The following is a 14,165-nucleotide window of genomic DNA, read 5'->3' as shown; positions in this document are numbered from 1 at the left end:
AATTTCACTAAATTTACTTTTCAATCCTTATTATGAAAATCCTTTTGTTAGAAGATGATCTTATTCTCTCCACCGAACTGGCTGCTTTTTTAGAGACCAGTGACTTTGAGGTGAAAAAAGTCTACGACGGTGATCTCTTTTTACAGGAAGTTCAACAAAATTCCTACGATATTTATTTGCTCGATATCAATGTGCCTAAAATAAACGGCTTGGAAGTCTGTGAGAAAATACGGGAAGAGGATCAAAACACGCCAATCATTATGATTTCTGCTTACGGTGACTTATCCGATAAGAAAGATGCGTTTAATCGACTGGCTGATGATTATCTGGTGAAGCCTTTCCAGTTTGAAGAATTATTGATGAGAATTCAATCTTTAGTGAGAAGAAATAATACCCAGGATAAAATCGTTGACGAAATTTTTTCGATAGAAGATCTTACTATTAACAAAACCGATCAGAAAGTTTTTCGCGGTGGACAGGAAATTGCCTTGACGGTAAAGGAATTTCAATTGTTGGTTTTTCTGGCAGAAGCACAAGGTAGAACAGTTTCTAAAATGCAAATAACAGAACACGTGTGGGAACAGAATTTTAATACCAATACCAATACCGTTGAAGTTTACATCAATTTTTTAAGAAAGAAAATTGATAAGGATTTCGATGTTAAACTCATTCATACCCGTTCAGGCTATGGTTATTATTTAAATGCCTTATAAATGAGATCTCTGAAGCGTAAGATCGCCTTGAATCTCAGCATTGCGTTTTCATTGCTTTTTGGTATTGTAATGACAACTATTTATGTATCGTTTAATTCGTTTCGACGGGAAGAATTTAAAGAACGATTTGTAAAGAGGCTAGATTTTACGACCAATTTTATTTCACAATCGGACGGCTTTAAAGAACAAGGTCCTATCGTTTTTAGTGAGAATGCAGATAATATTCTGTTCGATGAAAACATTATCATTTTTGATGCTCGAAAACAATTGCTTTACAGCACGCTCAAAGATCAAAATGTAAGTTGGGAAAATGGATTGCTTGCAAGATTAGACCGCGAAAAGACTGTTTATACTGAAAATACAGATCCCGAAACTTATGCAGCTTTACGAAGGATTCATGGTAAAAATTACTATATCATTACCAGCGCGATAGATACATCTGGTCAGTCAAAATTGGCTTATCTTAAATATCTTTTGGTTTTTTCTTATCTCTTGAGTATTGCGCTTATTTGGTTTTTCTGTTATTATATTATCGGTAGATTTTTGGAACCTTTAGAAAAACTGAAGAAAGAGATTTCAGAAGTTACGGCACATAAACTCACTAATCAGATTCCTGTGAAAGCTTCCAACGATGAAATTGGTGTTTTAGCACAATCTTTTAATACAATGATTGTTCGTTTGAATGATGTATTTCAATCTCAGAAAGATTTTACTGCTAGTGCTTCTCACGAAATCCGTACGCCTTTAACGAGAATGGCTTTTCAATTAGAAAATTTAAAAAAGGCAGAACAACATTCGCCCAAAACTTTAGCGGTATTGACTCAGATTTCAAAAGAGGTTTTTCAGCTGTCTGATCTTACGAATTCGCTTTTGGTTTTGACGAAATTTGACAAAGAAAATATTCAGACCATTTATGAAGAAGTTAGAATTGATGAAGTCATTTTTGATGCTTACCAAAAAGTAGAGAAAAACTTCCCGAAGCTGAAAATGGATTTTCAAATTTCTGACCACAGTATAGAAAGTTCTCAACTTACTATTCAAGGAGTGAAATCTTTATTGGAAATTGTATTTATTAATTTGTTTAAAAATGCTGCGATTTATACAGACAACGATTTCGTCAATGTAACGATTGAGGAATCTCTTCATTCTTTAACTGTAAATGTTCTGAGTTTTGGCAGCACTATTTCTGCAGAAGAACAAAAGCGTTTGTTCGATCCATTTATGAGAGGAAGCAATTCACAAAAAACTTCCGGTTCTGGTTTAGGATTAAAAATTGTAAAACGAATTCTGGAATATCACAAAGCGACGATCACTTATCAAAGTGCCTCACCCAACCAAAATATTTTCATGATTAACTTTCCATTGTAACTTTTTAAGTTTTTTTTTACAGCAAAAGATTTACAAAAGTTTTGAAGCATTAAGTTATTCAAAAGTATGTAAAAGGTGAATGCTATAATGGTCATCCTTTTTTTTGCATTCTTTTGAAATCCTTTTTCCATTTACCTTTTGTCTCTTTTGCGGTTTAAAGATTGATGATTTGCTTTTTAAGTTTTTTTTAAGGTTAACTTAAGTTTCTTTTAAGGTTAACTCTTCATTTTTGCCCTTCTTAAAAAGGACTAATATGAATAAAATAATCTTGATCGCTTTGCTGGTTTCTTCCTGGGCTTTTTCACAGCAAAAAATCAGCCTTCAGCAAGCAGAGCAATCTTTTGTTAAAAACAATTTACAACTCATCGCCCAACAATACAATATTTCGGCAGCCGATGCAGATATTGTTCAGGCGAAAATCTGGGAACTTCCGCAAGCCTCTTTTGAAGCAAATATTTTTAATCCTGAAAACAACACCTTTCTTAATCTTGGACCGAGTAAAAGTTTAGCAGTTCAGCAACTTTTCCTTTTGGGCGGAAAAAGAAAAAATGAGGTAGAGTTTGCAAAATCCAATAAGGAGTTATCCCAACTTCAGTTTAATCAATTGTTATTTGAACTTAAATCGCAACTGCGGGAAAGTTTTTATTCCATTTATTTTGATCAAAAAAAATTAGAAAATATCGACAGTCAGTTGAGTTTTTTAACTGATTTGGTCAAAGCCTATAAAGTTCAAACAGCAAAAGGAAACATCGCGCTCAAAGATCAAGTAAGATTACAGTCAATGGTTTTGGATCTTAATAATGAGAAATTACAAATTAGAAATTCTATTTTTACTGAACTACAAAATCTCCACACTTTAACCGGCATCAGCGATACTATTATTCCTGAAATGTCGGAAGATGAAGTTCAGTTACTGATTAAAAATCAACCTCTAATTTCTTTAGATGAATTAAAAAAGATCGGCTTAGAACATAATGCCGATTATTTGTACACTTTAAAATCCATTGAAAATAGCAAGTCCTATTACAAATGGCAAAAATCATTAAATACGCCCGATGTTACTGGCGGACTACAATGGAATCAAAATAGTGGGATTTTTCACAATGAAATTAATTTCACCGTCGGAATTCCGATTCCTTTATGGAAGCAAAATCAAGGAAATGTTCAGAAAGCCCAGATTTTAATCGAACAAAGTCAGAAAAATACCGACTACCAAAAGCAAGAACTGGAAAATAAGATTACAGCGGCTTATCAAAACTGGCAGAATAATTATGATCAATATTTCGGTATTGAGCAAACTGACCTTAATAATTTGAATGCAGTTTATAAAGGAATGCAGGATAATTTCAGAAAAGGAAATATCAGTCTCATCGATTTCACAGATTTTACGACCAGTTACAAAGAAACCGTTTTGCAAATCGACGAAATCAAAAAGCAGGTCGTGATCTCGGCTGAACAATTAAACCAACTTATACAAACTCCTATTTTCAATTAACCATGAAGAAAAATTTAATCATTTTACTTGCCCTTTTTACTTTAATAAACTGTAAAAAAGAGGATGATAAAAAAGATATAGAAGCAGCAAAAGGCTTTGTTATTAGTAATTTAATGATGAAATCAACCACCGTAGTAGATGTTCAAAACGAATACATTAAAGATGAAATAAGTTTTTTTGGAAAAATCGCAGCCGATAAAAATCAGTACATCGATATCTTTCCACTCGTTGGAGGTAATGTTGTTTCCATCAATGCGGAACTGGGCGATTACGTGAGAAAAGGTCAAGTGCTTGCCACGATTAGAAGTACTGAAGTTGCCGGTTATCAAAAAGATTTGAGTGATGCCAAAACAGATTTGGTAGTTGCGCAGAAAAACCTTCGGGTTGCGCAAGATATGTACAATGGCAAATTAAGCACAGAACGAGAAGTCTTGGAAGCGAAAAGCCAGGTTCAAAAAGCGGAAGATGAACTTCGAAGATCGCAAGCGGTGAATCAGGTTTACAATATGGGTAAAGGAAATATTTACTCGGTGATTTCGCCAATCAGTGGATATATTGTTGAGAAAAACATTAATAAAGACATGCAACTCAGGAGCGATCGGACTGATAATATTTTCGATGTTGCCAATACGACCAATGTTTGGGCGATTCTGAATATTAACCAAAGCGATATTCATAAAATTTCTTTGGGGATGAAAGCGGAAGTTTCCACCTTAACTGCGCCTGATAAAATATTCCACGGAAAAATTGATAAGATCTTTAAAATCATCGATCCTGAAACCAATTCGATGCAGGCAAGAGTGGTTTTAGAAAATGCGAATGGTGAACTCATTCCTGAAAGTAAAGCGACGATTAAAGTATTTAAAACTGAAGATGCGACCGCCCTTTCTATTCCGTCGAACGCTTTAATTTTTGATGATAACCGATATTATGTGATTTTGTTTAAAAGCCAAAGTAATGTAAAAGTGCAGGAAGTAAAAGTAGCCAAACAAACAGGGAATATTTCTTATATCTCGGATGGACTTAAAGAAGGCGATAAGGTGGTGACCAATAATCAACTCTTATTCTACAGATCATTAAACGAATAATTTAAGTTCTATTTCAATTAAAAGAAACCGAAGTCTCATTGGTTTTTAGCAAATATAAAATTCATGAATAAATTTATAAAAAATATCATTGCTTTTTCACTCAAGAATAAAGCCTTTACTTTTATTTGGGTTGCGCTTCTGGCGATCTCTGGTTACGTCAGTTTTAAAAATATGCCGATCGAAGCCTTCCCGGACGTTACCAATACTCAAATAGTCATCATTACCCAATGGAATGGTAGAAGTGCGGAAGAAGTAGAACGTTTTGTAACAACTCCCGTGGAATTGTCGATGAGTTCTGTGCAGAAAAAATCCAGCATCAGAAGTACAACCATGTTTGGGCTTTCCATTATAAAAATTATTTTTGATGATGGCGTTGATGATGCTTTTGCCAGAACACAAATCAATAACCAATTACGAACCGTTCATTTTCCGGAAGGTGCCGAACCCGATGTTCAGCCGCCATACGGACCAACCGGCGAAATCTATCGGTACATTTTAGAAAGTCCAAAAAAAGATTCGCGTGAATTATTGACTTTACAAACTTGGGTCGTAGATCGTGCGTTACGTGGAATTCCGGGAGTCGCTGATGTGAATGTTTTTGGTGGTCAGGAGAAAATATTTGAATTAAGTATCGATCCGCGAAAGTTGGAGCAATATAATTTGACGACTTCTCAGGTTTATGAGGCTGTTAATCAAGGGAATTTAAACGTAGGTGGTGATGTTATCGAAAAAAACGGACAATCGTATGTTGTTCGTGGAATTGGTTTGTTAAAGTCAATTCAAGATATCGAAAACGTTACGATACAAAATGATCATGGCAATCCTATTTTAATTAAAAACGTCGCGTCTGTTCATGAAAGTTCTTTGCCGCGAGTTGGTCAGGCGGGTTTTAATGATGAAAGTGATGTTGTTGCTGGAATTATTGTGATGCGAAAAGGGGAGAATCCTGTTGAGGTTTTACACTTGGTTAAAGAAAAAATCGACGAACTCAATAATAAGATTTTACCAAAAGACACGAAGATTATTACGGTTTACAATCGCGAAAATTTAATGGATTTCACCACGAAAACTATTATGCATAACCTGATTGAAGGAATTGTTTTCGTTACGGTAATTGTATTTCTTTTTATGGCAGATTGGCGAACGACTTTTATCGTATCGATTATTATTCCTTTGTCTTTGCTGTTTGCTTTTCTATGTTTAAAGATGGCGGGAATGAGTGCGAATTTATTGTCACTAGGTGCGGTAGATTTTGGGATTATCATTGATGGCGCCGTCGTCATGGTCGAGGGGATTTTCGTCATGCTCGATCATAAAGCCAAAAAATATGGTATGGAACGATTCAACAAAATGGCAAAAGGAGGTTGGATTAAAACCACCGGAATTGGTTTAGGTAAAGCCATTTTCTTTTCTAAAGTAATTATTATTACCTCTCTTATTCCGATATTTTCGTTTCAAAAGGTAGAAGGTAAAATGTTTGCGCCATTGGCTTTTACGTTGGGATTTGCTTTGTTAGGCGCATTGCTCTTTACGCTGACTTTGGTACCCGTTCTTTCTCATTTATTATTAAAGAAAAACATTCGGGAGAAACGCAATGTTTTCGCAGAATTCTGGGAACGGATTGTTGGGAAAGGTCTTGCTTATACCTTTAAACATAAAAAAATGAGTTTGTTGGTTTCTTTAGTCTTTTTAGGGATAACGCTTTTTTCTGCCCGATTTTTAGGAACAGAATTTTTGCCACCTTTAAATGAAGGCGCACTTTGGGTCACCGCCGAAATGCCGATGAGTGTCAGTTTAAAAGAATCTTTGAAGACGACCGAAGAACTCAAAAAGACGTTGAGAAGTTTTCCAGAAGTCACCGATGTCTTGACGCAAGCGGGCCGAAGTAATGACGGAACAGATCCGAATGGTTTTGGATTTGTGCAGTTCGCAGTGAGTCTTCAGCCAAAAGAAAAGTGGAAGAGAAAGATTACACTGGATGGTCTTATCGAAGAGATGGACACGAAATTAAAAGAACATCAGGGAATCACTTATAATTATTCACAACCGATTTCAGATAACGTTGCCGAAGCTGTTGCTGGTTTCAAGGCAGAAAATGGAGTGAAGATTTATGGTGATAATTTGAATACTTTAGATAAATATGCCAAACAGGTCAATGATATTTTGAAAGATGTAGACGGTGTTAAAGAGCCTGGGATTATTAAAAATATTGGTCAGCCGGAACTCAGCGTAGTTTTGAATCGCGAAAAGATGGCGCAGTACGGCGTTTCGCTTGCAGATGCACAATCTGTTTTAGAAACTGCTTTTGGTGGGAAAACCGCTTCCGAACTTTTTGATGGTGAACGGAAATTTGATATCAGAATTCGTTATGCTGAGGAATACCGAAAAGATGAAAATGATTTGGCTTCGCTGATGGTGCCTACGCAGGAAGGTTCTTTAATTCCGTTGAAAGAAATTGCGGACATTCATCAAGATGATGGTGCGGCGTTTATTTACCGCGATAATATTCAAAGATATATTGGAGTGAAGTTTTCTATTCGAGATCGTGATTTAGGAAGTACGATTGCTGATGCACAGAAAAAAGTGAGTCAGATTAAACTTCCGCAAGGATATTCAATAGGTTGGACGGGACAATTTGAAAATCAAGAACGGGCGACCAAGCGTTTGGCAGAAGTAGTGCCGATCAGTTTGGTGATGATTTTCTTCCTTTTGTTTATTTTATTTGGAAACTTAAAAGATTCGATCTTGGTTTTGGCGAATGTTCCTTTTGCTTTAGTTGGTGGAATTCTCGCATTGCATATCACGGGAATGAACTTCGGAATTTCAGCAGGAGTTGGGTTTATTGCGCTTTTTGGAATCTGTATTCAAAATGGAGTACTTCTTTTATCAGAATTCCATCAAAACATAAAATCAGGAATGGACGTGGCGGCCGGAATTTTGGAAGGGGTGAAAATAAGAACCCGTCCAGTAGTTATGACTGCGATGATGGCTTCGGTGGGATTATTGCCCGCAGCACTTTCTACGGGAATTGGATCAGAATCACAAAAACCATTAGCAGTGGTAATCATTGGAGGACTAATTACCGCAACCGTTTTAACCTTATTGGTTTTCCCGATTATCTTCTGGATTTTCAATAAAACCAAAAAATCAGACGAATTTTATCAAAATTAAAACTTTAACAAAACTTTAATTCTCTGTTTATTTAAAGATGATTTATTAAATAATCGAGAAGATAAAGGGGTTTGGAGTGTTTAAGTATTAGGGATATTTATTAAAATAGCGTTAAAAAGCGAAATGTTGCTATAAAATGATTTTATACATTTTCTCAAATAAATATTTTTTCCTAAATTTGCACTCCGGTATTTCGCTTATATAAGATGGTGTAAACCAATATTTTTGAATGTTTAGCTTTTTTTTCTAAAAAAGGTTTTCAATATTCAAAAAATTAGTATATTTGCGCACCGAAAAAAAATAATTAATTAATAAATAATTTATATCATGGCAAAGGAAACGTTTAATCGTAGCAAACCGCATTTGAACATTGGTACCATCGGTCACGTAGACCATGGTAAAACTACACTTACTGCTGCAATTAGCAAGGTGTTATCTGATAAAGGATACGGAACAGCAAGAGATTTCTCTTCTATCGATTCTGCACCAGAAGAAAAAGAAAGAGGTATTACAATTAATACTTCACACATTGAATATGAAACTGCAAACAGACACTACGCTCACGTAGACTGTCCAGGTCACGCCGATTATGTGAAAAACATGGTAACAGGTGCTGCTCAAATGGATGGTGCTATCTTAGTAGTTGCTTCAACTGACGGACCAATGCCTCAAACAAGAGAGCATATTCTTCTTTGTCGTCAAGTAAACGTACCTAACGTGCTTGTTTTCATGAACAAAGTAGATATGGTTGATGATGTTGAATTATTAGAATTAGTAGAAATGGAAGTAAGAGAACTTCTTTCTTCTTATGACTATGATGGTGACAATACACCAGTAATTCAAGGTTCTGCTCTAGGAGGTCTTAACGGAGATCCTAAATGGGTAGCTAAAATCGAAGAATTAATGGATGCTGTTGATTCTTGGATTGAACTTCCAACAAGAGACGTTGACAAAACTTTCTTGATGCCAATCGAAGATGTATTCTCTATTACAGGTCGTGGTACAGTTGCTACAGGAAGAATTGAAGCAGGTGTTATCAACACAGGTGATCCAGTAGATATCGTAGGTATGGGTGATGAAAAATTAACATCAACTGTAACAGGAGTAGAAATGTTCCGTAAAATCTTAGATAGAGGTGAAGCAGGAGATAACGTAGGTATCTTGTTAAGAGGTATTGAGAAAACTGATATCAAAAGAGGTATGGTAATCGCGAAAGCAGGATCTGTAACTCCACACAAAAAATTCAAGGCTGAGGTTTACGTTCTTTCAAAAGAAGAAGGTGGTCGTCACACTCCATTCCACAATAAATACCGTCCACAGTTCTATGTAAGAACGACAGACGTTACAGGTGAGATCTTCTTACCAGAAGGTGTAGAAATGGTAATGCCTGGGGATAACTTAACAATTACTGTAGAATTGTTGCAGCCAATCGCTCTTAACGTAGGTCTTAGATTTGCAATTAGAGAAGGAGGTAGAACAGTTGGTGCTGGTCAGGTAACTGAAATCACTGATTAATTTCTAAAATATAATAAAGGTTCCGTAGGGAAACTTACGGAACCTTTTTTAATCTACGGGCATCGTCCAATGGTAGGATACCGGTCTCCAAAACCGTTGATCAGGGTTCGAGTCCTTGTGCCCGTGCAATATAAAAGATAATGAGTTTAGTAGATTTTATTAAAGGTTCTTATACCGAATTCAAAGACAAAGTAGAGTGGCCAAAGTGGCCTGAGCTTCAATCATCTACAATAGTAGTAACTATTGGTACGGTGTTGTTGGCTATTTTTACTTTTGGTGTAGATTCATTGTTCAGTAAATCTATTGCGAATATTATATCGCTCTTTATCAATCTGTTCAATTAAAATTATTTTCCCAAAATGAGTGACTTGAAGTGGTATGTTCTGAAATCCATCAGTGGACAGGAAAATAAGGTGAAAGCCTATATTGAGAACGAAATGAAGCATTATGGCTTAGAGGATTTTGTAACTCAAGTAGTCATTCCTATGGAAAAAGTAATCCAGATAAGAAATGGTAAAAAGGTGCCGAAAGAAAAACCTTATTACCCAGGATACTTAATGGTAGAGGCTAATCTAGTAGGGGAGGTTCCTCACATTATCAAGAATATTCCAGGAGTTATTTCTTTTTTAAGTTCGACTAAAGGTGGTGATCCTGTACCAATGCGTAAATCAGAAGTGAATAGAATGCTAGGTAGAATGGATGAGCTTTCTGAGTTCGCAATTGAATCAGCAATTCCTTTCGTAGTAGGTGAAAACGTAAAAGTAATTGATGGACCTTTCAATGGTTTCAACGGTACAGTTGAAAAACTGCACGAAGATAAAAAGAAAATCGAAGTTTCAGTAATGATTTTCGGAAGAAAAACACCAATGGAATTAAGCTTTATGCAAGTAGAAAAAGTGTAATACACTTAGATATATATTATAAAAAGAATCAATTTAATTGGTTCTTTTTTTTTGTTTTTAATATTGCGAATTGACAAGTTATATGCGATTTTAGTTTTTAGTTTATTCTGCACATTTAGGAGGAACTGTTCCAATTTTTTTCAGTATTTGTTTAATTGTATGGGTGGTGAAAGAAAAGATAATTTAAAACGAATAGTTGCGGATTAAAAGTCACCATTAGGATACAGAAGTCGCTTTTATAAGGCGACTTTTTTCATTTAATTCAAATAATCATTAAAAATCAATACCTTATCCCTTGTGTAATTAAAAATTATTCTTAATTTTGCAGTCCGAAATGTAGAGTTGTGTTTTTATTTCACTTCTTTGCAGATTTATAAATGCTTCCACATTCATAAATTATTTAATTTTTTAAAAAATCAAAATGGCTAAAAAAGTCTTTAAAATGGTTAAGCTCCAAGTAAAAGGAGGAGCGGCTAATCCATCTCCACCAGTAGGTCCAGCATTGGGTTCTGCAGGGGTGAACATTATGGAGTTTTGTAAGCAATTTAACGGAAGAACTCAAGACAAACCGGGACAAGTTTTACCTGTAGTAATTACAGTATTCGAAGACAAATCATTTGAATTCGTTATTAAAACTCCACCAGTTGCAATCCAACTTTTAGAAGCTTCTAAGCAGAAAAAAGGTTCAGGAGAGTCGAACAGACTGAAAGTAGGTGCTGTATCTTGGGCTCAAGTAAGTAAAATTGCTGAGGATAAAATGGTAGATCTTAACTGCTTTACTATTGATGGCGCCCTTACTATGGTTGCAGGAACTGCAAGATCTATGGGATTGAGAGTAACAGGAACTAAACCAACTAACGCTTAAAACTTATAGATATGGCAAAATTAACTAAAAAGCAAAAAGAAGCTTTAAGCAAAATAGAAAAAAACAAAATTTACTCTCTTGACGAAGCTTCTGCTTTGGTAAAAGAAGTAAACTTTGCAAAGTTTGACGCATCTGTAGATATCGCAGTTCGTTTGGGAGTTGATCCTAGAAAAGCGAACCAAATGGTAAGAGGGGTAGTTTCTCTTCCACACGGTACTGGTAAAGATGTGAAAGTACTTGCCTTGGTAACACCAGACAAAGAAGCAGAAGCGAAAGAAGCTGGTGCTGATTATGTAGGTCTTGACGAGTATTTACAGAAAATAAAAGATGGTTGGACAGATGTTGACGTTATCGTTACAATGCCAGCTGTTATGGGTAAATTAGGTCCATTGGGTAGAATTTTAGGTCCAAGAGGTCTAATGCCTAACCCTAAATCTGGAACTGTAACTATGGATATTGGTAAAGCAGTATCTGAAGTAAAATCAGGTAAGATTGATTTTAAAGTTGACAAATATGGTATTATCCATGCAGGAATTGGTAAAGTATCTTTTGATGCTACTCAAATTAAAGAAAATGCTGCTGAATTAATTCAGACTTTACTTAAATTGAAACCAACTGCATCTAAAGGTGTTTATGTAAGAAGCATTTATTTGTCTTCTACCATGAGTCCGGGTATTGCAATTGATTCTAAATCTGTAAACTAATAATCTGTAAGACAATGACAAAAGAAGATAAAGTATTAGTAATACAAGAATTAAAAGAAGTGTTACAAGACGCGAAAGTTGTTTATGTAGCAAGTCTAGAAGGAATGAATGCTGCTGCGACTTCAGATTTTAGAAGACAAGCATTTAAACAAAATATCACTGTAAAAGTTGTAAAAAACACTTTACTACAAAAAGCATTGGAACAAATCGAAGGAGTAGATTACTCTGAAATGTTCCCAACTTTCAAAGGTAACTCCGCTTTGATGATTTCTGAAACAGCTAACGCTCCGGCAAAGTTGATTCAAGGATTCAGAAAAAAAGCAGAAGTTCCAGCTTTGAAATCTGCTTATTTACAAGAAACTTTCTATGTAGGTGACGAAAACTTAGCTGCTTTAGTTAGCATTAAGTCTAGAGAAGAAATGATTGGTGAAATCATCACAATACTTCAATCTCCACTTAGAAATGTTCTTTCTGCACTTCAAAATAAAGATGAAGCTAACGGTGAAGCTGAAGAAGCTGCTCCAGTTGCAGAAGAAACCCCAGCTGCAGAAGCTGCTCCAGAAGCAAGCGCTGACGCTACCGATGCACCTAGTGCAGAGTAATTAGACTCAAAAAAAATCAAATAAATCGTTCAACACACTTAAAACATTATTAAAATGTCAGATTTAAAAAACTTAGCGGAAACGCTTGTAAACTTAACCGTTAAAGACGTAAATGAATTAGCTACTATCCTTAAGGATGAGTACGGAATCGAACCAGCTGCTGTAGCTGTTGCTGCTGTTGCAGGTGCAGGTGAAGCAGTTGAAGAAAAAACTGAATTCGATGTAATCTTGAAAGCTGCAGGTGCTTCTAAATTAGCAGTTGTAAAATTAGTTAAAGATTTAACTGGTGCAGGACTTAAAGAAGCTAAAGATATGGTAGATTCAGCTCCGACTGCAATCAAAGAAGGTGTATCTAAAGACGAAGCTGAAGCGTTGAAAAAACAATTAGAAGAAGCTGGTGCTGAAGTAGAAGTTAAATAATTCTACCTCAACCTTATAATTAAGCCGTTTCCTTTTGGAAGCGGCTTTTTTTTTGTCTAATTCTAACAGTAGACCAAGGACTTATATATGCTTGATGTCGTTCTGCTTTTCAGTTCGTTTTAACAACGATAAAAAAATAGTGTTTCTAACTAGTCATCCCTCTGGAAGTTCAAAATGCAGAATTATCATTAATAATTTCATTACTGTGATATACTAACTATTATTTAGTGATAATTAACGGTTAATACATACTAATAATTACAATTTTAAATAACTTTATTATTGCATAAAATATATTATATTAGTAATGAAAAGAGGTGTTTTGACCCATTATTTTGGTAATTACACCCATTATTTGAGTTTGCTATAACAGGTATCGTGTTTTGTTGTATTTTTGTTAAAGAATAATTCGTGAGAATAATTCTAAAAAACACAAATACACAGCTTGAAAGAAAATTTATTCTTTAGAGCAACACGATCAATATTTCAGAAGTTGGAATCTTATTCCGTCTTTTCTATATTGATTATGTTGCCTCTTCTGAGCATGCCTCTATTTTTTAGTGCGACCGCATTAAAAGCTGATATTCCTCAGCAAGATCAGCAAGCTATTATTTATGTTGGTGAAAATACAGTTGTTTTTGGGTTCGAAGAATCTACGAACGCTAGAATAGTTAAGATAGAAGCTCCTTTAAAAGGTGAAGGTCCTAAGAAATCTTCAAATTCTAAAATCAAGAAGCAGATTCCAATTACCAAAGAGGAGTCTGTAAATCAAGTTAAAAATCTTCCAAAATTACCCAAACCGAAATTCTTATTTAAAACTACAAGATCTGATGAAAGCTTTGATTCTGGTAGTTTATCCAATACCAAGAATTCGGTAATCACTCCAGTTTTCATTTCAGAGAATATAGTTTCGTGTCTTTACATAAAAATCAAAATTCCTGTATTCGTTTACTTAATGAATATCTATACTGCAGACTTTTCTAAAACTGCAGCACTTTCCCAATTCTTATTTTCCAGACCGCCGCCGTTTTTTATTTAATTATTCAAGAGTGTAAATTAAATCTCTATCTGAGTTTTCTCTTCATGATTTAATTGTCTTTTAAAGACTTGTCAAATTTTAATCCTTATCGGAATCTTGTTAAAGTCGTTCCATATGGATTAGAATTCTATGCAAAGTATCAGGATTGCTTTTTCTCTCAATTGTTTATTTGTAAGCAAATCTAATAGTTGTTGAGCTGAAAGAGTTATTATTTTTAAATAATGAAAGATTTAAGAGTTAGTAGAAATAAAACACACTTGGTATGACTGCAAATTAAAGCAGT

At 35.0% G+C, this 14,165-nt stretch carries 13 protein-coding genes and 1 tRNA gene; all 14 read left to right on the top strand.

Features of this window, described 5'->3' with window-relative positions:
• Positions 1 to 32: 32 nt before the first annotated feature.
• The 14 genes from Q73A0000_RS10265 to Q73A0000_RS10200 all read left to right on the top strand — a co-directional run bounded on the left by Q73A0000_RS10265 (position 33) and on the right by Q73A0000_RS10200 (position 13,882).
• Positions 33 to 713: a response regulator transcription factor gene (locus tag Q73A0000_RS10265; RefSeq protein WP_193810878.1), complete on the top strand. Its 681-nt coding sequence runs from the start codon at positions 33 to 35 to the stop codon at positions 711 to 713.
• Positions 714 to 2,081, top strand: a complete 1,368-nt coding sequence (locus tag Q73A0000_RS10260; RefSeq protein ID WP_193810877.1) for an ATP-binding protein — start codon at positions 714 to 716, stop codon at positions 2,079 to 2,081.
• Between the two features lie 253 nt (positions 2,082 to 2,334).
• Positions 2,335 to 3,576 carry a TolC family protein gene (locus Q73A0000_RS10255; protein ID WP_193810876.1) on the top strand — a complete coding sequence of 414 codons (1,242 nt, stop codon included), beginning with the start codon at positions 2,335 to 2,337 and terminating at the stop codon, positions 3,574 to 3,576.
• A gap of 2 nt (positions 3,577 to 3,578) precedes the next feature.
• Complete coding sequence (locus tag Q73A0000_RS10250; protein ID WP_193810875.1) at positions 3,579 to 4,664, top strand: efflux RND transporter periplasmic adaptor subunit; 1,086 nt, start codon at positions 3,579 to 3,581, stop codon at positions 4,662 to 4,664.
• A gap of 63 nt (positions 4,665 to 4,727) precedes the next feature.
• Positions 4,728 to 7,835, top strand: coding sequence for an efflux RND transporter permease subunit (locus Q73A0000_RS10245; RefSeq protein WP_193810874.1), 3,108 nt, complete (start codon positions 4,728 to 4,730; stop codon positions 7,833 to 7,835).
• Between the two features lie 327 nt (positions 7,836 to 8,162).
• Positions 8,163 to 9,350, top strand: a complete 1,188-nt coding sequence (tuf, locus tag Q73A0000_RS10240; protein ID WP_193810873.1) for an elongation factor Tu — start codon at positions 8,163 to 8,165, stop codon at positions 9,348 to 9,350.
• Positions 9,351 to 9,405: 55 nt separating this feature from the next.
• Positions 9,406 to 9,476: transfer RNA gene (locus tag Q73A0000_RS10235), tRNA-Trp, on the top strand.
• Positions 9,477 to 9,490: 14 nt separating this feature from the next.
• Positions 9,491 to 9,694 carry a preprotein translocase subunit SecE gene (gene secE / locus Q73A0000_RS10230; protein WP_193810872.1) on the top strand — a complete coding sequence of 68 codons (204 nt, stop codon included), beginning with the start codon at positions 9,491 to 9,493 and terminating at the stop codon, positions 9,692 to 9,694.
• Between the two features lie 15 nt (positions 9,695 to 9,709).
• On the top strand, positions 9,710 to 10,252 hold the full coding sequence (gene nusG, locus Q73A0000_RS10225; protein ID WP_193810871.1) for a transcription termination/antitermination protein NusG: 543 nt from the start codon (positions 9,710 to 9,712) through the stop codon (positions 10,250 to 10,252).
• Between the two features lie 421 nt (positions 10,253 to 10,673).
• Positions 10,674 to 11,117, top strand: coding sequence for a 50S ribosomal protein L11 (gene rplK, locus Q73A0000_RS10220; protein ID WP_193810870.1), 444 nt, complete (start codon positions 10,674 to 10,676; stop codon positions 11,115 to 11,117).
• Between the two features lie 11 nt (positions 11,118 to 11,128).
• Positions 11,129 to 11,821, top strand: a complete 693-nt coding sequence (gene rplA / locus Q73A0000_RS10215) for a 50S ribosomal protein L1 (RefSeq protein WP_193810869.1) — start codon at positions 11,129 to 11,131, stop codon at positions 11,819 to 11,821.
• A 14-nt stretch (positions 11,822 to 11,835) separates the two neighbouring features.
• The gene (rplJ, locus tag Q73A0000_RS10210; RefSeq protein ID WP_193810868.1) at positions 11,836 to 12,423 is read left to right on the top strand and encodes a 50S ribosomal protein L10; all 588 of its coding nucleotides are present in this window, start codon (positions 11,836 to 11,838) and stop codon (positions 12,421 to 12,423) included.
• A 54-nt stretch (positions 12,424 to 12,477) separates the two neighbouring features.
• Positions 12,478 to 12,843 carry a 50S ribosomal protein L7/L12 gene (rplL, locus tag Q73A0000_RS10205; RefSeq protein ID WP_193810867.1) on the top strand — a complete coding sequence of 122 codons (366 nt, stop codon included), beginning with the start codon at positions 12,478 to 12,480 and terminating at the stop codon, positions 12,841 to 12,843.
• A gap of 445 nt (positions 12,844 to 13,288) precedes the next feature.
• The gene (locus tag Q73A0000_RS10200) at positions 13,289 to 13,882 is read left to right on the top strand and encodes a hypothetical protein (RefSeq protein ID WP_208458774.1); all 594 of its coding nucleotides are present in this window, start codon (positions 13,289 to 13,291) and stop codon (positions 13,880 to 13,882) included.
• Positions 13,883 to 14,165: the final 283 nt, after the last annotated feature.

It is taken from the genome of Kaistella flava (ex Peng et al. 2021), from assembly GCF_015191005.1.
GTDB lineage: Bacteria > Bacteroidota > Bacteroidia > Flavobacteriales > Weeksellaceae > Kaistella > Kaistella flava.
This window is presented reverse-complemented; position numbering and strand designations above follow the sequence as displayed.